This is a genomic window from Paenibacillus sp. FSL R10-2782 (genome assembly GCF_038592985.1).
Lineage (GTDB): Bacteria > Bacillota > Bacilli > Paenibacillales > Paenibacillaceae > Paenibacillus > Paenibacillus terrae_C.
This window is the reverse complement of sequence record NZ_CP151951.1, coordinates 3,936,794-3,961,016: the sequence shown is the minus strand read 5'-3', so window position 1 is coordinate 3,961,016 and position 24,223 is coordinate 3,936,794. Positions and strand designations below refer to the sequence as shown.

At 49.4% G+C, this 24,223-nt stretch carries 18 protein-coding genes and 1 riboswitch; of the genes, 15 read left to right on the top strand and 3 right to left on the bottom strand.

The window, feature by feature from the left end:
• The first annotated feature begins 200 nt into the window (after positions 1-200).
• The 10 genes from NST83_RS17850 (at position 201) to ptsP (ending at position 13,121) form a co-directional block, all read left to right on the top strand.
• Positions 201-1,379, top strand: a complete 1,179-nt coding sequence (locus NST83_RS17850) for a galactokinase (RefSeq protein ID WP_342415141.1) — start codon at positions 201-203, stop codon at positions 1,377-1,379.
• Position 1,380: 1 nt separating this feature from the next.
• Positions 1,381-2,370 carry a UDP-glucose 4-epimerase GalE gene (galE, locus tag NST83_RS17845; RefSeq protein ID WP_137063992.1) on the top strand — a complete coding sequence of 330 codons (990 nt, stop codon included), beginning with the start codon at positions 1,381-1,383 and terminating at the stop codon, positions 2,368-2,370.
• An 18-nt stretch (positions 2,371-2,388) separates the two neighbouring features.
• Positions 2,389-4,032, top strand: coding sequence for a UDP-glucose--hexose-1-phosphate uridylyltransferase (locus NST83_RS17840; RefSeq protein WP_342417989.1), 1,644 nt, complete (start codon positions 2,389-2,391; stop codon positions 4,030-4,032).
• Positions 4,033-4,219: 187 nt separating this feature from the next.
• On the top strand, positions 4,220-5,383 hold the full coding sequence (locus NST83_RS17835) for an iron-containing alcohol dehydrogenase (RefSeq protein ID WP_342415140.1): 1,164 nt from the start codon (positions 4,220-4,222) through the stop codon (positions 5,381-5,383).
• A gap of 182 nt (positions 5,384-5,565) precedes the next feature.
• On the top strand, positions 5,566-6,081 hold the full coding sequence (locus NST83_RS17830) for a protease (protein ID WP_342415139.1): 516 nt from the start codon (positions 5,566-5,568) through the stop codon (positions 6,079-6,081).
• A 48-nt stretch (positions 6,082-6,129) separates the two neighbouring features.
• Positions 6,130-7,665, top strand: a complete 1,536-nt coding sequence (locus NST83_RS17825) for a flotillin family protein (protein ID WP_342417988.1) — start codon at positions 6,130-6,132, stop codon at positions 7,663-7,665.
• A 193-nt stretch (positions 7,666-7,858) separates the two neighbouring features.
• Complete coding sequence (locus NST83_RS17820; RefSeq protein ID WP_342415138.1) at positions 7,859-8,716, top strand: PRD domain-containing protein; 858 nt, start codon at positions 7,859-7,861, stop codon at positions 8,714-8,716.
• Between the two features lie 257 nt (positions 8,717-8,973).
• Positions 8,974-11,019, top strand: a complete 2,046-nt coding sequence (gene ptsG, locus NST83_RS17815; protein WP_342415137.1) for a glucose-specific PTS transporter subunit IIBC — start codon at positions 8,974-8,976, stop codon at positions 11,017-11,019.
• A 121-nt stretch (positions 11,020-11,140) separates the two neighbouring features.
• Positions 11,141-11,416 (top strand): HPr family phosphocarrier protein, encoded by a 276-nt coding sequence (locus NST83_RS17810; RefSeq protein WP_014282905.1) that lies wholly within the window; start codon positions 11,141-11,143, stop codon positions 11,414-11,416.
• The gene (gene ptsP / locus NST83_RS17805; protein ID WP_342415136.1) at positions 11,409-13,121 is read left to right on the top strand and encodes a phosphoenolpyruvate--protein phosphotransferase; all 1,713 of its coding nucleotides are present in this window, start codon (positions 11,409-11,411) and stop codon (positions 13,119-13,121) included. The genes NST83_RS17810 and ptsP overlap by 8 nt, the downstream gene beginning before the upstream one ends.
• A 119-nt stretch (positions 13,122-13,240) precedes the next feature.
• On the opposite strand, the gene gcvPB is transcribed toward ptsP, so the two are convergent.
• From gcvPB to gcvT, 3 genes are all read right to left on the bottom strand, one after another.
• Entirely contained in the window at positions 13,241-14,767 is a 1,527-nt protein-coding gene (gene gcvPB / locus NST83_RS17800; protein ID WP_342415135.1) for an aminomethyl-transferring glycine dehydrogenase subunit GcvPB, read from the bottom strand.
• The gene (gene gcvPA / locus NST83_RS17795) at positions 14,764-16,119 is read right to left on the bottom strand and encodes an aminomethyl-transferring glycine dehydrogenase subunit GcvPA (RefSeq protein WP_342415134.1); all 1,356 of its coding nucleotides are present in this window, start codon (positions 16,117-16,119) and stop codon (positions 14,764-14,766) included. Before gcvPA ends, gcvPB begins: the two co-directional genes overlap by 4 nt.
• 128 nt (positions 16,120-16,247) lie before the next feature.
• Positions 16,248-17,348, bottom strand: coding sequence for a glycine cleavage system aminomethyltransferase GcvT (gcvT, locus tag NST83_RS17790; protein WP_342415133.1), 1,101 nt, complete (start codon positions 17,346-17,348; stop codon positions 16,248-16,250).
• Between the two features lie 177 nt (positions 17,349-17,525).
• Positions 17,526-17,715: riboswitch (glycine riboswitch) on the bottom strand.
• A gap of 300 nt (positions 17,716-18,015) precedes the next feature.
• Between gcvT and gcvH the strand changes: the two genes are divergently transcribed.
• The 5 genes from gcvH to NST83_RS17765 all read left to right on the top strand — a co-directional run bounded on the left by gcvH (position 18,016) and on the right by NST83_RS17765 (position 24,023).
• Positions 18,016-18,411, top strand: coding sequence for a glycine cleavage system protein GcvH (gcvH, locus tag NST83_RS17785; RefSeq protein ID WP_342415132.1), 396 nt, complete (start codon positions 18,016-18,018; stop codon positions 18,409-18,411).
• A 393-nt stretch (positions 18,412-18,804) separates the two neighbouring features.
• On the top strand, positions 18,805-20,289 hold the full coding sequence (locus NST83_RS17780) for a PTS mannitol transporter subunit IICB (protein WP_137063981.1): 1,485 nt from the start codon (positions 18,805-18,807) through the stop codon (positions 20,287-20,289).
• Positions 20,290-20,371: 82 nt separating this feature from the next.
• Positions 20,372-22,450, top strand: coding sequence for a BglG family transcription antiterminator (locus tag NST83_RS17775; RefSeq protein WP_342415131.1), 2,079 nt, complete (start codon positions 20,372-20,374; stop codon positions 22,448-22,450).
• On the top strand, positions 22,447-22,881 hold the full coding sequence (locus NST83_RS17770) for a PTS sugar transporter subunit IIA (RefSeq protein ID WP_014282897.1): 435 nt from the start codon (positions 22,447-22,449) through the stop codon (positions 22,879-22,881). The genes NST83_RS17775 and NST83_RS17770 overlap by 4 nt, the downstream gene beginning before the upstream one ends.
• Positions 22,878-24,023, top strand: a complete 1,146-nt coding sequence (locus NST83_RS17765) for a mannitol-1-phosphate 5-dehydrogenase (RefSeq protein ID WP_342415130.1) — start codon at positions 22,878-22,880, stop codon at positions 24,021-24,023. Before NST83_RS17770 ends, NST83_RS17765 begins: the two co-directional genes overlap by 4 nt.
• Positions 24,024-24,223: the final 200 nt, after the last annotated feature.

The following is a 24,223-nucleotide window of genomic DNA, read 5'->3' as shown; positions in this document are numbered from 1 at the left end:
ATTTGTGAATGGTTTATTAGATACGGTATACTTACATTGTACATATCCAAGTCACATTTATCCATAGCTTTAACACATGGATGCATTACATTATTTAACGCTTTCATTTATACTGAAATCATAAGAAGCGCCAGCCTGATTAAGTTTGTTACAAGGAAGTCAGGGGGGACTTTACTAACCGTGATGAGGTGGATGTGGATATGAACACTACTGAAATAAAGAAACGTTTTATCGACAAATATGGTGAAAGCAGCCATGAGCTGCGAATATTTCATGCTCCTGGGCGTGTTAACCTGATTGGGGAGCATATCGACTACAACGGTGGTTATGTACTTCCGGCTGCACTGGAATTCGGTACCACGCTGATTCTTCGTGCGCGTAATGATGATGAAATTCATTTTACTTCGACAAACCTTTCGTATGAAGTATCTATCCCACGCGGAGAAATAGGTAAAAGTAAAACGGATGAGTGGGTGGACTATCCTGTCGGCGTTCTGGTGGAGCTGGCTGCAAAGGGAGTTTATCCGTCTAGTGGATACGACCTGCTCTATCATGGAGAAATACCGAATGGTGCCGGATTATCCTCCTCTGCCTCCATTGAGGTTGTAACGGGATACGCGTTCCTCACTACCGAAAAACAGGAAACGAACACAGTCGAAATTGCTTTATTGTCCCAGCGGGCAGAAAACAATTACGTAGGTGTCAATTGCGGTATTATGGATCAGTTCGCTGTCGCAAACGGTGCGGCTGACCATGCGATTCTGCTGATGTGCGATACGCTGGAATACCGTAAGGTCCCATTCCGTACCGGTGCCTATAAGCTAGTGATCGGCAACACGAATAAGCGCCGCGGGCTGGTGGATTCAGCCTATAACGAGCGCCGCAGCCAATGTGCCGAAGCTCTGTCCATTTTGCAGCAGCAGGAGCCTACGCTGGAATACCTTGCTCAGCTGGATGAGACCCGTTTTGGTGAGCTCCAGCATTATATTGCGGATGAAACGGTACGACGCCGGGCACAGCATGTGGTAGAGGAAAACGCTCGCGTGCTGGCCTCTGTCGATGCTCTTGCTGCGAATGATCTCGAAGCTTTTGGGCAATTGATGAACGCTTCGCATGATTCATTGCGCGATTTGTATGAGGTTAGCTGCACGGAGCTGGATGTGATGGTCGAGGAAGCACGGCGCATTCCTGGCACGCTCGGTGCGCGTATGACGGGAGCCGGATTTGGGGGCTGTACGGTTTCACTTGTCCATGAGGACGATGTGGAACGGTTTGTGAAGGAAATCGGCGAAGCTTATCAGACCCGTACAGGGCTGGAAGCCAGCTTTTATGTATGTAAGGCGGGAGACGGAGTTAAAGAACAGAAGGAGGACGAATAACATGGCCATTTTAGTAACAGGCGGAGCTGGATATATTGGTTCACATACGGTAGCAGAGCTGTTGGATCGGGGAGAAGAAGTTGTGGTGCTGGACAATTTGCAAACCGGGCACAAGGCAGCACTGCTCGGAGGCAAGCTGTATGAAGGTGACCTGAGAGATAAAGAACTGCTTTCCAGACTGTTTTCCGAAAATAGTATCGACGCAGTTATTCATTTTGCAGCCAACTCGCTGGTCGGGGAAAGTATGCAAAATCCGGGTAAATATTATGACAACAACGTATTCGGCACGTTGAGCTTACTGGAGGCCATGAAGGATGCCGGTGTACGCAGGATCGTATTTTCCTCCACTGCGGCTACCTATGGTGAACCGGAAAAGGTGCCGATTGAAGAGGGCGACCGTACGGAGCCAACGAATGTATATGGTGAAACAAAGCTGATGATGGAGCGTATGATGTCGTGGTTTGATAAAGTACTGGGCATCAAATATGTGTCCTTGCGGTACTTTAATGCGGCTGGTGCGCATGAGAGCGGCAAAATCGGTGAGGATCATCGTCCGGAAAGCCATCTGATTCCGCTGGTACTCCAGACAGCACTGAAACAGCGCCCGCACATCGCGGTGTTTGGTGAGGATTATGCTACGCCGGATGGAACGTGCATCCGAGATTATATTCATGTGAGCGATCTGGCGGATGCCCATGTGCGTGCGGTGAATTATTTGCGCGAAGGCCATGACAGCAACGTGTTTAATCTGGGCAACGGGCAGGGCTTCTCGGTGAAGGAAGTGATCGAGACGGCACGCAAGGTCACTGGACTCGACATTCCGGTCGTTACAGAGCCACGGCGCTCGGGTGATCCGGCAGTATTGGTTGCCTCTTCTGAAAAGGCACGTTCGGTGCTGGGCTGGAGTCCGGCGCGTACCCAACTGGAGGACATTATTAGCGGAGCTTGGGGCTGGCATCAGTCACATCCTCAGGGCTACGGCGACGAATAGACGGGAGACGATGACATGATGAGCAAGAGTCAATCCGCAGATAGAGGTCAAGGCCGGGAGCATTCCCGACATACGGCCCATGACATCGATGAAATTCTACAACAAGCCGCTCTGTATGCGATTGAGCAACTGGTTGCATTCGCACAAAACCGGGGATTAATCGGTCTGCAAGATACAGATTACAGCCGTAATCTGCTGCTGGAGCAGTTCGGGTTTTCGGAGCCTTATTCCGGCGAGGAGGCAGGGGGCATCACAGCCCCCGAGGTTCTCCAGCCTGTGCTTAATGTATTGATTGATTATGGGTATGCGATTGGACTCATATCGGAAAACACAGATACGTACCGTGATTTGCTGGATTCCAAAATCATGGGACTGCTGATGGCGAGACCTTCTGAGGTCGTCCGTGACTTTCGCCAAACGGAGGCCGAACGTGGCATAGAGGCAGCGACAGATGCTTTTTATCAACTGTCCATCGACTCGAATTACATCCGAATGGACCGCGTTGCCAGCAATGTGTACTGGAATCAGCCGACACCTTACGGAGATATGGAAATCACAATTAATCTGTCCAAGCCGGAGAAAAGTCCAAAGGAAATCGCAATGGCGAAGCTTCTTCCGCCGCCAGTTTATCCAAAATGTCAATTATGCCGTGAAAACGTTGGGTATGCCGGAAGGGTGAATCATCCGTCCCGCCAAAACCTGCGCATCATTCCGTTGGAATTGAACGAGGAACCGTGGTTTTTTCAATATTCTCCTTACGTTTACTACAACGAGCATTGTATTGTGTTCCATCACGATCATGTACCGATGAAGCTCACGAAGGATACACTGCGGCGGTTGCTGGCATTTACGAAAGCGTTCCCGCACTATTTTATCGGTTCCAATGCCGATCTGCCGATTGTCGGAGGATCTATTCTGACTCACGATCACTTTCAAGGTGGACGTCATACGTTCCCGATTGAAAAAGCGGGTGTGGACGTTGTGTATCGCAATGAAGCCTTCCCGCAGGTCACAGCAGGGATTGTGAACTGGCCGATGTCAGTGATCCGCTTTACTTCAACGGATGCCGAATCGTTGCTGGAGGCGGGGAATGCCGCATTTGAAGCCTGGAAGGCTTACAGCGATCCCGCAGCCGATGTCTTCTCTCATACGGAGCAGGACGGAGAAACGGTGCCGCATAATACAGTGACACCGATTGTACGCCGGGATGCGGAAGGAAAGTACCAGATGGATCTGGTGCTTCGAAACAACCGAACGAGTGATGAGTACCCGGAAGGTATTTTTCATCCTCATCGCGAGATGCATCACATCAAGAAGGAAAATATCGGTCTGATCGAGGTTATGGGACTTGCGATTTTGCCGGGGCGGCTTAAGGATGAACTGGATGGTATTGCAGATATTTTATGCGGTAACGACGAGTTGGCTGTAGCTATGCAGCAGGAAGGGCATCCGCTATTCAAGCACGCGGACTGGATTCACCAGTTAAACACCCGATTCGGTCGCTTGCCTGACAAGGAGACGGCTGTTCGCACGGTACAAAATGAAGTTGGACTGAAGTTCAGTGAAATTTTGGAGCATGCAGGAGTGTACAAGCGTGATTCGGAAGGTCAGCAAGCGTTTGGACGTTTTATAAAGCAACTGGGTTATACAACAGGGGAATAGAATAATTGCAGGCAGCGCATAATACTGTGCGAGAACCCTCCCAAGATATGACATGGAACCATGCTCCTTTAGGAACATGGTTTTTTTTCTGAAAAAGAAGCAAATTTGTTTCCTGTAACTGAGAAGGTTATAATAGAGTAGTTTCTTAACATTAAATTTCAAAAAATATTGGAGGCGAACGTTTGCGATGAAAGCATTCGAATTTTATAATCCTACTCAATTGATCTTCGGTAAAGGGCAATTAGAGGCTCTCAAGCGTGAAGTTCCTAAATACGGTAAACGTGTACTGCTTGTATATGGCGGCGGCAGTATTAAGCGCAGCGGCTTGTATGATAATGTAATCAGTCTGCTTCAAGAAATTGGAGCAGAGGTAACGGAACTGGCTGGTGTAGAACCAAATCCTCGCTTGTCCACAGTACATAAAGGCGTGGAATTGTGTAAAACGCATCAAATCGACCTCGTACTGGCTGTTGGCGGCGGTAGTGTGCTGGATTGCTCCAAAGCGATTGCTGTCGGGGCGAAATATGATGGGGATATGTGGGATTTTGCAGAGCGTAAAGCGGCTCCACAGGCAGCATTGCCTTTAGGTACAGTTCTGACGATGGCAGCTACCGGTTCCGAAATGAACGCAGGTTCTGTCATTACGAACGAAGAAACACAGGAAAAATTGGGCTGGGGCAGCGTATTTGCATTCCCTGCGTTTTCCATTCTTGATCCCGTGAACACGTATTCTCTGCCACAAAATCAAACGGTGTACGGAATCGTGGATATGATGTCACATACGCTGGAGCATTACTTCCATTTGGAATCTAACACTCCGGTTCAGCTTGGCTGGTGTGAAACGATTTTGCGTACAGTTATGGATGCGGCTCCGGGCCTGGTCAACGATCTGGAGAACTACGAGCTGCGTGAAACGATGATGTACTGTGGTACGATGGCGCTGAACGGCTTCCTGAACATGGGGCTGACAGGTGACTGGGCGACTCACAATATCGAGCATGCGGTGTCTGCTGTTTATGATATTCCACATGGCGGAGGACTGGCGATTTTGTTCCCGAACTGGATGAAGCACAACCTGCATGTGAAGCCTGAACGCTTCAAGCAACTGGCTGTGAATGTGTTCCATGTGAACCCGGAAGGCAAGAGTGATGAAGAAGTAGCGCTGGAAGGTATTCAGGCGTTGCGTGATTTCTGGAACTCGATTGGTGCGCCAAACCGTCTGGCTGATTACGATATTGATGATTCAAAAATCGACGTTATGGCTGATAAAGCTGTGAAATTCGGATCTTTTGGCGGATTTAACAAGCTGAATCGTGAAGATGTAGTGGAAATTTACAAAGCATCTTTGTAATCCAGTCATTCAGTCATTGGATAATTGCAAGCACGTTTGTACGTCATTAGACGTATGGACGTGCTTTTTTGGGTTTGATTTGGAATTTTAGAGGAAAATTTTGAAACTTTTTAAGGTTGAATACGTAAACATAGTTATAGGCTGGAAACCAGACTGAAAAGGGACATGGAAGGAGGAGCCGCATGGAAACTATATTTTGGTGGTTATTGGCAGGGGGCGCTATCTTTACCGTGGTCAGTGTGCTGATCGGGGATGTACTCGGTGGTTGGCTGGATGGATTGGAGCTTCCCGGCCTCGATTGGTTCAGACCCGTCGTTTTACTTGGAGCGATGACCGCTTTTGGCGGGGCGGGTGTGTTGCTGACGAAATATACCGGGTTGAGCATGAACTGGGTTGTTCTGCTTGCCCTTGCGATTGCGTTTGTGATCGGAGTGCTTGTGTTTTTTGCGTTTATCAATCCAATGGCGAACTCTGAGGTATCCAGCGGCTTCTCGATGCGTGAGCTGACTGGCAGAATCGGTGAGGTCACCGTTCCGGTACCTGAGGTTGGTTACGGGGAGGTTATGATCCGCTTGGGTGCAGGCAACACCATACATACAGCATCGAGTTTTGATCACAAACCGCTGGCTGCGGGAACCCGTATCGTCGTGGTTGAGGTCGCAGAGGGTGTCGTCCGCGTAGCGTATCTGGACACATAGACGGCGCATTCGCTTAACTTGAAGGGAGCGTGAACGGGAGTGTCAAGTTTGCAGGATATTGTGTTGGTTCCGGGGATTGTCGTCATCGTTATCGTCATATTAGGGATCGCTTTTTGGGCCCGTTACAAAACGGTAGGACCGGATGAAGGGATGATCGTGACGGGCTCATTTTTGGGAAATAAAAATATTTCCGAGGATGATTCCGGTCGCAAAATCAAAATTGTACGCGGCGGTGGCGCCTTTATATGGCCTATTTTTCAGCAGTCCGAATTTATTTCTTTATTGTCCCACAAGCTGGATGTAACAACACCGGAAGTGTATACCGAGCAAGGAGTTCCCGTGATAGCGGACGGTGTGGCAATCATCAAGGTAGGCAGCTCCATTGAGGATATTGCAACAGCAGCGGAGCAGTTCATCGGGAAGCCGCTGGAGGCCCTTAGGGGAGAGGCCCAGGAAGTGCTGGAGGGCCATTTGCGTGCGATCCTCGGCACCATGACGGTGGAGGAAGTATACCGTAATCGGGATCGGTTTGCGCAGGAAGTACAGGGTGTGGCGGCTCGCGATCTGAAAAAGATGGGGCTGCAAATTGTCTCGTTCACGATTAAAGATGTGCGTGATAAGCACGGATATCTGGATGCGCTTGGTAAGCCGAGAATTGCCGCTGTGAAACGGGATGCAGAAATTGCCGAAGCTGAGGCGGTAAGGGATGCGCGGATTCAAAAGGCGCGTGCGGAACAGGAGGGGCAGAAGGCTGAACTTTTGCGTGATACAAACATTGCCGAGGCAGCCAAGGAGAAGGAACTGAAAGTGGCTTCGTTTAAAAAGGAGCAGGATACAGCCAAGGCGGAAGCCGATCAGGCTTATCACATTCAGGAGGCTCGTGCCAAGCAGACTGCCGTCGAAGAGCAGATGAAGGTCGAACTGGTGCGCAAGGAGCGGGAAATTGATCTTCAAACCAAGGAAATTCAGGTGCGTGAAAAACAATACGATGCGGAAGTGAAGAAGAAAGCGGAAGCGGATCGGTATGCGGTAGAGCAAGCCGCGGAGGCGGACAAATCGCGTAAAATGCGTGAGGCGGAATCGCTGCAATACTCGATTGAGACACAGGCTAAAGCGTCAGCTGAACAAAAACGGCTAAATGGGCAAGCAGAAGCGGATGCCGAACGAGCCAAAGGTACGGCGGATGCTGACGTCATCCGTTTACGTGGTCTTGCGGAAGCCGAGGCCAAGGAAAAGCTGGCCGAGGCGTTCCAGAAATTTGGCGAGGCAGCCGTACTCGATATTATCGTGAACATGCTGCCTGAGCTGGCCGGGCGGATTGCCGAGCCGATTGCATCCATTGATAAATTAACAGTTGTGGATACAGGCAAGGGAGAGGGTGCGGCACGTGTCAGCAATTATGTCACAGAGCTAATGGCTACGGCTCCCGAGATGCTTAAGAGTGTGTCAGGTATTGACGTGGAGCAGTTAATTAAGGGGCTGACCACGGGGAAAAAGGGCCTTCATTCCGCACCGTCCTTCGGTGAAACGGATAAGCTGCATATTCATGCCCCGGTTGAGGTTGCGCCGCGGGATAAAGAATAGCCGCAGGGCTTTCAGGAGCAGATATCCCTTAACAGAAAGAACGCTTTTCATCACAGGTTTTCCCGGTTATTGTGATGAAAAGCGTTTTCTTTTTATTGACCTTTAGCGGAATATTTGGTACTTTAACGTGGATTCCTCTGAGCTTCATGCTCTAATTATTAGGAACAAGGTTCAGATAAAAAGAGGTGCGGATGTGAGCAGCCTACAAGTGGCGAAAGCGCTGAATAACAATGTGATTATCGGGATGCATCCCGAGCATGATGAGGTTGTTGTGATTGGAAAAGGAATCGGCTTCAATCGCAAAAACGGCGATCTTATACCGTTGGATTCAGTTGAAAAATTATTTATATTGAAAAGCCATGAGGAGCAGGAGCAATACAAGCGATTGCTTCCTGAACTGGATGAAAAGCTCATTGAGGTCATCGGTGAGGTGCTTCACCATGTTCAGCTTCAAGCGAAGAAGCCTCTGAATGAGCACATATTGATTGCTTTAACCGATCACATCGCCTTTTCCATTAATCGTCAGAAGCAGGGCATTACGATCCATAATCCGTTTTTGTATGAAACGAGAGAAATTTATCCTCAGGAATACAAGATGGCTGAACAGGCAGTCTCTTTGATCAAGGACAAAATGGGTATGGATCTGGGAGAAGATGAAATCGGATTCGTGGCCTTGCATATTTACAGTGCTATGACGAACCAGCATATTTCCGAGGTCAGGAAGGATTCTCAATTGATTGCTGATATGGTACAGGTAGTAGAGACTACGCTGGATTATCGCATTCCTCTCCAATCCCTGGATTACTCGCGTCTGCTGACCCATCTGAGGTTTGCGATTGAACGTGTACGTCGGGGAGAGATTGTGCAGGAGATTTACCGATTGGACAAGCTTTTGAATGAAGAGTATCCAGAAATGTATATGCTAGCCTGGAAACTCACGAAGATTATGGAGAAAAGGCTACGCAAATCCGTTTATCCGGCTGAGGTTAGCTATTTGACGATGCATTTACAGCGGTTGTCCCAACGCAAAGAGCAGGGAGAGCAACGTTAGAACAGCTAGAATCGAAAAAAAGTATTGCCTCACTTTTGGCAGAATGCTATAATAAACTTCGTAATGAGCAAGACAACAAATGAATATCTAACGTGTTACTGATTCGATCAGGCATGAGTTGTTTTAAGTTATGATTGTTTACAGCCTACTGGGGTAAGCTATATCCCAAGGTTGTGTTCAAACATACTTAAATCGGCTCATGCCTTTTTTGTTGTTTTGCCTCTGTATTCTAATTTTCAGAGAAGGAAGTGGAAAATATGTTTAAAAAGCTTTTCGGCGTTTTACAGCGTGTCGGCAAAGCTTTAATGCTTCCTGTAGCCATTTTGCCGGCTGCGGGACTATTATTGGGAATCGGCAACATGCTGGTCAATCCCGATTTTCTCCAGTACATTCCGGCATTAAATGCGGGCTGGGTTCAATCGGTAGCGACGATCATGATGAATGCCGGACAAATTGTTTTTGATAATCTGGCACTGTTGTTTGCAGTCGGCGTAGCCGTCGGTCTGGCAGGCGGTGAAGGTGTAGCAGGTTTGGCTGCGATCATCGGTTATCTCGTTATGAATATTACATTGGGTACTGCCGTAGGTGTTACACCGGGTCTGATTGCTCAAAAAATCCCGGGCTATGCGAACGTGTTGGGGATTCCAACGCTGCAAACCGGGGTGTTCGGCGGGATTATCATCGGTATATTGGCCGCGGCCATGTACAATCGCTTTTTCAAAATCGAGCTTCCTTCGTATCTGGGCTTTTTCGCGGGTAAGCGCTTCGTTCCGATTGTAACAGCAGTATCTTCATTGCTAATCGGACTATTGCTAGTCATTGTGTGGCCTCCCGTACAGCAAGGACTGAACGTCGTGTCTCACTTCATGGTTGATTCCAACCCGACACTGGCCGCTTTCATTTTTGGGGTCATTGAACGCTCACTCATTCCTTTCGGATTGCATCACATTTGGTATTCCCCGTTCTGGTTTGAGTTCGGCGAGTATGTGAACAAGGCAGGTCAAACGATTCATGGTGACCAGCAAATCTTCTTTAACCAGCTTCGTGATGGAGTTACATTGACAGCAAGTACGTTCCAAGTGGGTAAATTCCCGTTCATGATGTTCGGTTTGCCAGCCGCAGCGCTTGCGATGTATCATGAAGCAAGACCGGAACACAAGAAATATGTAGCAGGTATTATGGGTTCAGCAGCTTTGACTTCTTTCCTGACAGGGATTACGGAGCCACTGGAATTTTCCTTCCTGTTCGTAGCTCCACTGCTGTTCGCAGTGCATGCTGTGTTTGCAGGGTTGTCGTTTATGACGATGCAAATATTGAATGTTAAAATCGGTATGACCTTCTCTGGCGGATTTATCGACTTCCTGATTTTCGGGATTATTCCGAATCGTACGCCTTGGTGGTACGTCATCATCGTCGGTTTGATTTTGGCGGTTATTTACTACTTCGGATTCCGATTCATCATACGGAAGTTTAACCTGAAAACACCAGGTCGTGAAGAAGCCACAGAAAATGTTGAAGGAGCCGCAGTCGGTACCACAGACGAGCTTCCAGGCAATATTTTGGCAGCTTTCGGCGGGGCGCCCAATATCAAGCATTTGGATGCTTGTATCACACGTCTTCGTATTGAAGTTAACGAAAAGTCCAATGTTGACAAGGCTCGTCTGAAACAGCTTGGCGCATCGGGCGTACTTGAAGTCGGCAACAACGTACAGGCCATTTTCGGTACACGTTCCGACACGATTAAAACGCAAATGGCTGATATTATGGCGGGACGCACACCTGCTCCGGCCCCGGCTCAACCTGCTCCGCAAGAAGAGAAGGAAGCTGGTGAAGAAAAACAGACCATCATCGTTGAAGATATCGTGATGCCTGTTAACGGAGAATTGGTTGATATTTCGACTGTTCCCGATCCGGTATTTGCAGAGCGTATGACAGGAGACGGTTTTGCTGTCGTGCCAAATGATGGAACGATTGTGTCACCTGTATATGGTAAAGTATTCAATGTATTCCCAAGCAAGCATGCCATTGGTATCCAATCTGATGGCGGTAAAGAAGTGCTTGTTCATATCGGGGTGAACACAGTAAAGCTTAAAGGCCAAGGATTTGACGTTTTGGTGAACGAAGGCGATCTTGTGTCAGCCGGTCAGCCGATTATGAAAGTAGACCTGGAATACGTGAAGGCAAACGCAAAATCCATCATCTCACCAGTCATTTTTACCAACCTTCCAGAAGGTTCTTCGGTAACTTTAAACAAAACTGGAGTATTGAAGGCTGGCGAAGATGGTATAATTACGATAAAATAAACTCTATGTGTTTCGGATTCGTGATGAGGCGGCCTAGGCCGCCTCATCAATGACCCGGTTTCACTACACGTATATTGCGTGTAAACAAATATTATCCATTAGGAAAGTGGGAGGAACAATTATGCAAACAACTTTTAGAATTACAGATGAAGACGGTATCCATGCACGTCCTGCAACTGCGCTGGTAAATACAGCTAACAAATTCAGCGGTGCTGAGTCTTTCGCCGAAGCTAACGGTAAAAAAGTAACTTTGAAATCCATTCTGGGTGTATTGTCTCTCGGTTTGGAACAAGGCGATACAATCAACATCATCTGTGAAGGTGCTGAAGCTGCTGACGCTCTGAAAGCTCTTGAAAATGTAATCGTTAACGAAGGGCTGGGCGAAATTCATGCTTAAAATTTCCGGGATTGCCGCTTCGGCAGGCATCGCCATTGCCCGGGCGTTTATCTTGGAGCATCCGAATTACGCTGTAGAGAGACGCGCGGTTGGTGATGTTGAAGCTGAAATTGCAAGATTGGATGCGGCTTTGGCAGAATCTCAAACCGAATTGGAAGCGATTAAGGAGAAAACTTTACAGGAGCTTGGCGAGAAAAAAGCAGAGATTTTTGCTTCTCACCTGTTGATCCTGAATGATCCTGAATTGATCGATCCAGTTAAAGCCAAAATCAGAGATGAGCAGCTTAATGCTGACTATGCTCTGAACGAGGTAGCTACACAGTTTATTTCCATGTTCGAAAACATGAAAAGTGCTTATTTGCAAGAACGCGCATCGGACATGCGGGATGTAACCAAGCGGATCCTGAATCACCTGCTTGGTGTTCATTTTGTCAGTCCTGCAGAAATTGCCGAAGAAACGATTGTACTTGCAGAAGATTTGACACCTTCCGACACAGCTCAGCTGAATCGCGAATTTGTTAAAGGCTTTGCAACCAATATCGGTGGACGTACTTCGCACTCGGCTATTATGGCTCGTTCTCTTGAAATTCCTGCGGTTGTTGGAACTAAAAATATACTGTCCCAAGCTAAAAGCGGCGATTTGATTATCGTCGACGGTCTGGATGGTCACGTATTCGTGAACCCTTCCGAAGAGATCGTTGCGGAGTACAAGGCTAAACAAGTGGCATACGACAAGCAACGCGAAGAGTGGCGCAAGCTGCGCGGCGAAGCTACGGTTTCCGTCGATGGTGTGCACGTCGAACTGGCAGCCAATATCGGTACGCCTAACGATGTAGCTGGTGTACTGGATAACGGTGGCGAAGGCGTCGGCCTGTATCGTACTGAATTCTTGTACATGGGACGCGACAAGCTTCCATCCGAAGAAGTACAGTACACAGCATACAAAACCGTTCTGGAAAGAATGGAAGGCAAACCAGTTGTAGTCCGTACGTTGGACATTGGTGGCGACAAAGAGCTTCCTTATTTGGATCTACCGAAGGAAATGAATCCGTTCCTCGGATTCCGTGCTATTCGTCTGTGTCTGGACCGTCAGGACATTTTCCGTACTCAATTGCGTGCTTTGCTGCGGGCAAGTGTACACGGTAACCTGCGGATCATGTTCCCAATGATTGCTACACTGAACGAATTCCGTGAATCCAAAGCTGTGTTGCTGGAGGAAAAGGAAAAGTTGGTAGCAGCGGGTGTAGCTGTATCTGAAGAAATTCAGTTGGGCATCATGGTAGAAATTCCTTCTACAGCGGTATTGGCTGACCAATTCGCAAAAGAAGTTGATTTCTTCAGTATCGGTACGAACGATCTGATTCAATACACAATGGCAGCGGATCGCATGAACGAGCGGGTTTCTTACCTGTATCAACCATATAACCCATCCATTCTGCGTCTGGTGAAAATGGTTATTGATGCCGCTCACCGTGAAGGACGTTGGGTTGGTATGTGCGGCGAAATGGCAGGGGATACAACAGCAATTCCATTGCTGCTGGGTCTGGGACTCGATGAGTTCAGCATGAGTGCCACTTCCATTCTGCCAGCACGCAGTCAAATTTCGAAATTGTCCCGCGCGGATATGGAGAAACTGGCTGCAAAAGCTTTGGACATGCAAACAGCCGAGCAGGTTGTTGAATTGGTTCAAAGCATTGAAGGCTAAGGAAGGGTATCACATTTTCAAAGGTTATATCTTTTTCCAACAAAAAGTGCTGTCTACATACAGCGGCCGGTATCTAATAGATACCGGCTTTTTTGTATGCCCAAAATTTAAGTTTGCTTTTAGCTGCATGAGCAATTCAATATAGGCTTGCGAGCTGCAGTTGCTTCGTCCAGTCGCGTGACTGGAGTGGTATACGGAGCATTCAGCACCAATTCAGGCGTTTCCTCCGCTTCCCGCGCAATTTGGATCATCGTGTCGATGAAGGCATCAAGCGTCTCCTTGCTTTCCGTTTCGGTCGGCTCGATCATGATACATTCCTCTACATTCAGCGGGAAATATATTGTAGGTGGATGGTAGCCGAAATCGAGCAATCGCTTGGCAACATCAAGCGTACGCACTCCGAATTTCTTTAAGCCGCGCCCAGACATCACAAATTCGTGCTTGCAATACCCCGGATAAGGGATGTCAAAATGCGGAGCCAATCGGTGCATCATATAATTGGCATTGAGTACGGCACATTCGGATACCCGCTTCAAGCCATCAGGACCGTAGCTGCGGATATAGGCATAGGCACGGACAAGAATACCGAAGTTGCCATAAAAGGCTTTGACCCGTCCGATAGAATCTCCCTGTTCTCGGTCCCAACGGTACGTGCCCTGTGGATCACGCACGACAAGCGGCTTGGGCAAATACGGAATGAGCCGCTGCTTTACCCCCACAGGTCCCGCGCCGGGCCCGCCTCCGCCATGTGGGGTACTCATCGTTTTGTGCAAATTGAGATGCACCACGTCAAAGCCCATATCCCCAGGGCGGGTGATCCCCATAATGGCGTTGGAGTTCGCGCCGTCATAGTAGAGCAGGCCACCCGCTTCATGCACAATCGCGGCAATGTCAGCGATTTGCTTTTCGAACAGCCCGAGCGTGTTCGGGTTGGTCAGCATAAGCGCAGCGGTGTCGTTGCCTACGGCTTGACGCAGCGCGTCCAGATCCACCAGCCCCTGTGGTGTGGAGGGGAGGGTTATCGTTTCGAAGCCTGCCACAGTGGCGCTGGCGGGGTTCGTTCCATGCGAGGAATCCGGCACGAGCACCTTGGTACGCCGCTCACCACGCGCTTCGTGGTAGGAGCGAATCATCATCAGCCCGGTCCATTCGCCATGGGCGCCCGCGGCGGGCTGAAGGGTGACGGCATCCATGCCAGTTAACGCGGCCAGATCGTTTTGAAGCGTATGGAGCAGCGCCATGGCGCCCTGGATGCTGTCCTCCGGCTGGTACGGATGGATTTTGGCGAAGCCTGCATAACGGGCGACATCCTCGTTCACCTTGGGGTTGTATTTCATCGTACAGGAGCCGAGTGGATAAAATCCGTTGTCCACGCCAAAATTACGCCGTGACAGTGCGGTATAATGTCGAATAACGTCTACTTCGTATACCTCGGGCAATGCCGCAGGCTCGTTGCGCTGCGCATAATCCGGCAAAAGCTCTGCTACTGGACGACGGGGAACATCGCATTCAGGCAGGGAATAGGCGATACGGCCCGGTCTGCTCAATTCAAAAATGAGCGCCTGCTCATGTTTTTTCTTCTGATTTTGACTGGATTCGACTTCTGGATTCGGTGTTCCCTGATCCTGTCCTGTAGTATGCGTCATAGCAATCCCCCCAAGATGTGTACGAATTGATCGATCTCTTCCTTTGTCCGTTGCTCTGTCACGGCAATCAGGATGTGACCTGCATATTCCTCATAATTCCGGCCCAAATCGTAGCCGCCGATAAAGCCAGCAGCAAGCAATCCGGCTTGCAGTTTATTCATATCCGTACCCTCAGGCAACCGAAGGGCAAACTCGTTAAAGGTGGGTGCGGTAAAGGAGGCGGTTACGCCCTTCAAGCCGAGTAATTGCTCCAGTGCGTAGCGGCTTTTGTGCAGGTTTAGCTCGGCTACTTCCGCGATGCCCTGTCTACCCATGACGGACAAATACACAGAGGCAGATAAAGCGAGCAACGCCTGATTGGAGCATATGTTAGAGGTGGCCTTCTCCCGGCGGATATGCTGCTCCCGTGCCTGCAAGGTCAGCACGAAGCCGCGTTTGCCGTTGCGGTCTGTGGTCTGGCCCACAATACGGCCAGGGATGCGGCGCATATGCGCCTGTGAAACGGCAAAGTAGCCGCAGGTCGGGCCGCCGAGGGAGGAGGAGATGCCAAGCGGCTGCGCGTCTCCTACGACAATATCCGCACCCTGCTTGCCGGGTGCTTCCAGCAGGCCTAACGCCAGCGGATTGGCGCTTACGACCATAAGGCCCTTGTGGGCATGGACCAGGTCAGCCATCGGCTTCAGATTTTCCACGGCCCCGAAAAAATTAGGGCTTTGGACCAAAACAGCCGCCGTCTGTTCCGATATGGCTACCGCTAATGCTTTCACGTCGGTTACACCGTCTGCACAGCCGATTTCCACGATATCTAAATCCAGCCCGCGCGCATAAGTAGCCAGCACCTGGCGTGCCTCTGGATGGACGGTCCGCGATACGATAAGCTGCTTGCGGCGGGTGGCAGCGGCGGCCAATGAGCCTGCTTCTGCCAGCGCAGTCGCTCCATCATACATACTGGCATTGGCTACAGCCATGCCTGTTAATTCGCATATATACGATTGGAATTCGAAGATGGCTTGCAGCTCGCCCTGGCTTACCTCCGGCTGGTAAGGAGTGTAGGCCGTATAAAATTCCGAGCGCGAAGTGATATGCTGGATGACGGATGGAATATGATGATCGTAAATCCCTGCGCCGAGAAAGCTGGCGTGCGTGTCTGTATTGGCATTTTGCCCGGCCAGTCCGGATAAGTGGCGGGTTAAGGCTCTTTCGTCTAGCCCAGAAGACAGGGGAAGCTCCCCCTCATACCGGATCGCCTCAGGAATATCGCTGAATAGATCGTCGATAGACGATGCGCCGACCGCGCGTAGCATTTCCGCTTGATCCTGTTCAGTCATGGGAAGGTAACGATGTTGTTTCATTGGGTCTGGCTCCTTTCAACCAACAAATCGTAAAAACGTAGAACGATTAACAAATGATTAATAAACGATTGCGAACGGGGTAGCGTTAGTAACGGATCACGATAGTTATAGTAAGCCGAGCATTTAAATTAGCGTGGACGTTTATAAAAGGGCGCTGCTACCACCTCGGCACGCAGGCGCTTGCCACGAATCTCGACCCCCAGCGGTGTGGATAGGGAACTGAAACGGCAGTCCACCAGAGCCAAACCCAGATTACGCTTTAAGGTGGGCGACTGGGTTCCCGTTGTGACCTCGCCAATGTGCTGTCCTTCCGCAAAAACGGGATAATGGGCACGCGGTATGCCGCGGTCGAGCATTTCCAGTCCGATCAGCTTGCGCGGAATACCTTGTTCTTTCTGACGTTGCAGGGCCTCTCTGCCGATAAAATCTCCCTTATTCAGCTTGACGAAGAAGCCTAAACCAGCTTCCAGTGGGGAAATGGTAGCGGACAACTCCTGCCCGTACAGCGGTAGCCGCGCTTCGAAGCGCAGCGTATCCCTGGCTCCAAGTCCGGCGGGAACCAGACCATACGGTTCACCGATGCGAAGCAATCCGTCCCACACTGCCGGTGCATCCACCGCAGGCACATAAAATTCAAAGCCGTCTTCCCCCGTGTATCCGGTGCGGGAGACGAGCGCTTTTGCCCCGAACAACTGCACATCCTCATTGAATCGGAAGGATGCCAGCTTCGTAATGTCCGTGTCTGTCACGGCTACGGCAATACGAGCAGCTTCAGGTCCTTGCAATGCCAGCAGTGCTACCGCATCTGATACGTTTTCCAGATGAACGGATGCAGGAGCATGGCGAAGCAGCCAATCCCAATCCTTGTCGATATTGGAGGCATTCACAACGAGCATGTAACGCTCCGACCCTTTACAGTAAACAAGCAGGTCGTCTACTACACCTCCATCCGGGTAACACAGGAGCGAGTATTGGGCCTGACCTGGCTCCAACTGACTGACATCGTTCGTCGTTACCTGTTGCAGAAATGCTTCGGCTTCCTGGCCTTCGACCAAGAATTCACCCATATGCGATACATCGAACAATCCCGCACGTTGTCGGACGGCCTCATGCTCCTTTTGAATGCCACTGAACTGTACAGGCAGCTCCCAGCCGCCAAAATCAATGCAACGAACCCCCGGCAGCGTGCCGTAGGACGAATACAGCGGCGTTTTTCGCAAGTTAGTCATTTTTCCACTCCTATCCGGTGTGATCAGCTAAACAAAAAAGACAGGCCGAAAAAAACGTATGAACGGCAGTCCACACACTTTTTTTCAGCTCTGTCCTTGATACCTGAGAGTTACCCCGGTGCGTACCAGGTTTCCCCTTGGGTGATCCGCCTGTATGGCGAATGCTCTCCAGAGATGCGTCCGGCAGAGGTCCTTTTGCCTGAGAGATTCACCTGCGATGCAGGTTTACTCCTTCGGCGCTGCCCTTGGATCAGCTATATGCCATCCGGTCCTGCCGGTAACAGCTTGATTCCACTCGCTTGCTACCTTGTTTTCACAAGTGGCAGCAGCTATGCGAGTTTTTGGCAGTCTCTCCCTCCACGTTCATCCGCGTTTACAGTTATCGGGTATTTCCAAAAGCACTTGTTATAACCCATTAATACGCAAATTTATTCGAAATGTCAACAAAAATGTCATGAAAAATATTATTAAAAACATTTTATTCATAAATAAGGATATGTAAGCGTTTGTTATATCCTGTCGTATTTTTAATTAAAACAACATATGGAGGGATATGAAATATTTTTGTTAGTATTATTGACATAATAGTTCTTCTTGTCATAATCTTAACCTGTCATAGATGGGTAGGCGAAACAATGTAATCCATATGGAAGCGAGGCGGAGCAGGATGAGTGAAGTGAAGCAGCAATTGTGGTACACGGAGGAACACGAGTGGGTTCAGCGCACAGAGGATGGAACGGTACGAATCGGTATCACGGACTTTGCACAGCATCAGCTGGGGGATATCGTTTTCGTGGAGCTGCCTGGGGAGGGAGCAACGATTGAGCAGGGGGCAGAGATTGGTACTATTGAATCGGTAAAGACAGTATCCGACCTGTTCGCTCCGGTGACGGGAACGGTGTTGAAGGTGAATGAAGAACTGGAAACCACGCCTGAACTGGTAAACGAGTCTCCCTATGAAAAAGGCTGGATGATCGAAGTGGAGATTGGAGAAGATGTAGAGGAAGCACTAAGCAAGCTGCTGTCTGCGGATCAGTACGAGCAGTTGACTGCCAATGAGTAATAATGGGGCAAATTAGGTTGGATAACTGAATAAGAGTGGCGTTTGTCCGCTCGGTTTTGTATAAAAATAGTCGCGATGATTGGGCATAGCGGCTATTTTTTGCTGTCTTTTTTGGCAAGCGTAATTACGTGTTTTTTCCTTACTTAGAGGTTATTCCTTGTACAGAAATGGTATAGATGACGCATGGTTTCTCGATTAAATTCTAACGTTACAGGCCATATTAAGAGGAATTATGCCTAATGATTTCGCGCCTGTTTATCTTAAATTTAAATGTTGTCATCAACGTTCATGACGAAAGTACGTTTTCATTTCGTTGATGAAGATAGCGTTGTCATTTAGTATGAATTTTAAGAAAAGGTAGTGATGCTTTTTACCTATAAGGAGGATATGAATATGAGCACAGTGGACGCAAAGTCCAATTCAAACGGAGGCGCACGCGTTGCCGTACAGCGTTTTGGTCGTTTTCTCAGTGGTATGGTTATGCCCAATATGGGAGCTTTTATCGCGTGGGGATTGATCACGGCACTTTTTATTCCGACCGGATGGTTCCCAAATGAGGGTTTTGCACAACTGGTTGATCCGATGAAAAATTATTTGCTGCCGCTGCTGATCGGTTATACGGGTGGCACCATGATTCACGGACAGCGCGGAGGTGTGATCGGGGCCATTATGACGATGGGTGTCATTGTCGGGGCGGACATTCCGATGTTCCTCGGCGCGATGGTAGCGGGTCCGTTGGCTGCATGGATATTGAAGAAGTTCGACAAGGCGATTGACGGCAAAGTTAAATCAGGCTTTGAAATGCTGGTCAATAATTTCTCGGCAGGGATTATCGGGGCGATTTTAGCGCTGCTTGCCCATGTGGCAATCGGACCGTTTGTACAAATTATCAGTCAAGTGTTGTCAGCAGGGGTACAGTTCCTCGTAAACGCAGGGCTTTTGCCGCTCGTCAACCTCATTATTGAGCCCGGAAAAGTATTATTTTTAAACAACGCATTGAACCACGGAGTATTAAGTCCGATTGCGCTGGAGGAAGCTTCAAGAACAGGCAAATCCGTTTTGTTCATGCTTGAATCCAACCCTGGACCGGGGCTCGGTATTTTGCTGGCCTACTGCCTGTTTGGTAAAGGCTCTGCGAAGTCGTCGGCTCCCGGCGCGGTCATCATTCACTTTTTCGGCGGGATTCATGAAATTTATTTCCCTTATATTTTGATGAAGCCGATTCTGATTCTTGCTGCTATAGCAGGAGGCGTGGTGGGAACCTTCTGTTTCATGCTGACAGGTGCCGGACTAGTTGCAGCACCTTCACCGGGCAGTATCATCGCTTATTTCCTGATGACACCAAAAGGCGGATATTTGCCAATGCTGAGCGGTGTGATTGCTGCTGCGGTCGTATCATTTGCTGTTGCTGCTGTGTTACTCAAGACAGGTAAGCAAAAAGAAGAGGGTCTTGAGGAAGCGGCCTCCCGCATGAAGGATATGAAAACTCAAACTCAAAGTAAGGCTGCAGGCGAAAATGCCACTGTAACGGAAGATAACCGCGAAGCTGATCGGGCTGCGGGGATTGTCGAAGTTCAAACGCTCAAGGATAAATCAGATGTGAACAAGATCGTCTTTTCCTGTGATGCAGGTATGGGCTCAAGCGCTATGGGCGCCTCGATTTTACGCAAAAAAATGAAGCAGGCGGGTGTGGATGTTACGGTAACGAACACGGCAATCAGTGAGATTCCGCAGGATGCGGATATTGTTATTACGCAAAAAACGTTGACGGACCGGGCTAAAACGGTGGCTCCAAATGCCGAGCATATTTCTATTGATAATTTCCTGAAGAGTCCTGCATACGAAGCGCTGGTGGAACGTCTGAAATCCGATTCTTAATCCCCTGGAGTATTCAGGCCGCCTTGTATGCAGTTCGTGTGTTCTGCGGAAGGGATGAGCTTGGGAAGGAACGGTATCGCTTATGAATATTACGAAACGACAACGTGACATCGTGGAATACCTTCTGGAGCAGTCCCAAGAGGTAACGGCTGGGGAAATTGCCACGAAGATTAATGTCAGCACAAGGACGGTTCACCGGGAACTCAGCGCAGTCGAGCATTGGCTAGCGGCTCATGAGGTAAAGCTGGAGAAAAAATCAGGGATTGGTATCTATGTGGATGCCGACCCGGCTCAGCTTGTATGTCTGCGGGAGCAATTGATGCATACGAAGTCGGACGAATATTCGGCTGAGGAGAGAAAGATTGTAGTCCTCTGTATGCTGCTGGATTCACAGGATCCGATCAAGCTGCTGGCGCTGGCTGCTGATTTGAAGGTCACGGTAACTACTGTCAGTCATGATCTGGACGAATTGCAAGACTGGATTGGGGAACGGGGACTTGTGCTTGTGCGCAGACGTGGGTACGGCGTCGAGATTACAGGCCGGGAGATGGACAAAAGACGGGCGATTTCCGAGCTGGCTCTAGAGTATTTGGATGAATCGGATCTGTTTTCCAGCCGTGAGGAGCTTCGTCCTGTGACACGTGTCGCTGATAAGTTGCTGGAGATGATTGGCAGAGAGAACCTGCTGACCGTGGAAAATGCCCTCTGGCAGCCCCATGAGAAATGGCTGAAAAGCATGGTGGAAAGCAAGTATATGGAGCTGTTGATCCAAATTTGCGTTTCGCTGGCACGTCTGCGACTTGGATACGTTGTGGATCACCGTCCCTCGTATTCCAAATCAGATTGGGATGAGAATATCATGCTGCGCACAGCTATGGTGGAACGCATATGCACTGAATTGTCAGAGGCGCTGGATATTGATTTTCCGGAGCCGGAACGATCTTATTTCAGATTGTTGTTCCGTGATGCCGAGGATCATTCCACCCGGCTGCTGCCGCTGGATGATCTCGTACTGCTGGAGTCGGTTCATGAGTTGATTCGTCGTGTGGAGGAAGAGACAGATACGCCATTGGCAGAGGATCGCGTTCTGCGTGAAGGACTGATTGCCCATATGGCTCCTGTACTCAAACGTTTGAAGGAAGGCAGATCCATCCGCAATCCTCTGCTCCAGCAAATCCGCAAGGATTACGGCAACTTGTTCGACTCGGTGAAGAAGGCTGCGGCGGACATGACAGAAATGGAAGTGCCGGATGAAGAGATCGGATTTCTCGTCATGCATTTCGGAGCTTCGCTGGAGCGGCTGCGACAATTGCGGCGGGAGGTGCGGGCCATCGTCGTCTGTACGAGCGGCATTGGATCCTCCAGGCTGCTGGCAACAAGGCTCGCCAAGGAGCTGCCACAGATCAAAATCGTGGATAGGGCCTCATGGTATGAGGCAGCGCGGATTCCGAAAGAGGATTATGATCTGATCATTTCGACGGTGGAGCTACCGCTTGAACCGGATCGTTATCTCAAGATCAGCCCGCTGCTGACGCAGGAGGAAAGTGATCGCCTGCGTCATTTTATCCAGCATATTACACTCAAGCACCCCAATGATCAGCAGCAGGAACAGTCCGTTCAGCCCGGTCAGGGGATGGAATGGCTCACTGGGCTGCGAAGAAGTATTGAGGAAATTGTACACATTGTACAGCAATTCCAAGTATATACGCTAGAAAATCAGGGGATGGATATGCAGGCTACCGTACAGGCTATCTGCATGCTGGAGGCGGGGCGGGGGAATATTACAGAGCCTTCTGTCATTGCTGCACAACTTATGGAAAGAGAGCGCCAGGGTAGTCAGGTGATCCTTGATACCTCCATTGCTTTGTTTCATACGCGTAGCCACTATATTCGCCAGCCTTCGCTTACCCTGTATAAGCTGGCAGAGCCGCTGCTGGCGGATGCAGGCGAACAGGTAGATTGCGTGCTGCTTATGCTGGGACCTCGTGAACTGCCGAGAGAAAGTCTGGAGGTATTGAGCGAGATTAGTGCATTACTACTTCGGGAAGACATGGTTACGCTACTGAAACACGGTAGCCGTGAGCATATCTCCAATTATATATCGAGTGAACTGGCTGAATTTTTTCACAGTAAATTAGGGACAGGGAGGAACCTACCGTGAGCATTATGACGATAGACAAAGTAAAAATGAACGCAACCGCCAAAGATAAATATGAGGCGATTCGTATGGCTGGACAAATCCTGCTGGATGCGGGACATATTACAGGTGAGTACATTGACAAGATGCTGGAACGCGAGGAGATCGTGTCCACCTATATCGGGAACGGGCTGGCTATTCCACACGGCACGAAGGAATCCAAGACGTTCATTCAATCGACAGGTATCTCGATCATTCAGTTCCCGCAAGGTGTAGATTTTGGGGAAGAAAAAGCATATATGGTGATCGGCATCGCAGCACAAGGCGGCGATCATATGGAGATTTTGACGAGTATCGCTGTGGTGTGCGCCGAGGAAGAAAACATGGACAAACTTCGCAACGCGGTAACCCCTCAGGAAATTATCGATCTGTTCGAAAGTGAGATGGAGCTATGAGAGCCGTCCACTTTGGAGCAGGAAATATCGGTCGTGGCTTTATCGGGTTGATTCTGTCGCGTGCAGGCTATGAGGTTGTTTTTTCGGATGTTAACGACACTCTTGTATCCGAGTTACGCCGCCGCAAGCAATACACTGTAGAGTTGGCGAATGATACCAAGGATACAGAAACGGTCACGAATGTAACCGCGATTGACGGCAAAGATGCAGGGGCTGTAGCAGATGCGGTAGACCAAGCTGATTTGGTAACGACCGCAGTGGGTGTCAGCATCCTCAAGCATATTGCAGCAGGCATTGCCGAGGGAATTAAGCGGCGGGTAGAGCGCGGGGCAGCGCCGCTGCATGTGATTGCCTGCGAAAATGCAATCGGAGGCAGCGCCCAACTGAAGGAGCATGTTTTTGCGCTACTGGATGAGGCGACTCGTGCCAAGGCGGAGACTGCGGTGTATTTTCCGAATGCTGCTGTAGACCGGATTGTACCGATCCAGCATCATGAGGACCCGTTGCATGTGCAGGTAGAGCCCTTTTACGAGTGGGTAGTGGATCGATCGCAAATGGCTCCTGACCATGAAGAGATTGAAGGTATCCTATACGTGCAGAATCTGGAGCCTTACATTGAACGCAAGCTGTTCACGGTGAATACGGGACATTGCGTGGCGGCCTACCTTGGTTATGCTACGGGTTATGCCACCATTCAGGAAGCGATGAAGGATGACAAGGTGGTGGATTCGATCCAAGGGGCACTGGAGGAAACAGGGGCGGTGCTTGTGAAGCGCTTCGGTTTGGATCAGGGAGAGCATCAGAAGTACATCTCCAAAATTTTAGATCGCTTCCGCAACCCTAATCTGACAGACGAGGTCACTCGGGTTGGACGTTCACCATTGCGGAAGCTGTCTCCCAATGACCGTCTTGTACGTCCGGCACTGCAAGCGGAGGAGTATGACATCTTGACGGATCATCTGGCGCTAGGAATGGCTGCTGCCTGTAAATTTGATATTGCGGAGGACCCTGAGGCAGTCGAGCTTCAGCAGGTGATCCGCAGCGAAGGACTGGGTGTGGCGCTGACACGCTATACATCCATACCCGCAGACCACCCGCTACATCGGCAGGTATTGGAGCAATATGATATTATAAATTCATAAAACAACGTAATATCGCGCGTTATTTTCGATAATTCTCTTGAAGTCAATACATCTACACCAACACCCGCAAAAGCGTGTTCTGTAGAGATGTGCTTCAAGAGGATTTTTTATGCGTGATTTACATCACATAACAATCTGTCTAAATTGTTTATATTGATAATGATTATCATTATCCATCAAATGAGTCATCATCATATCTT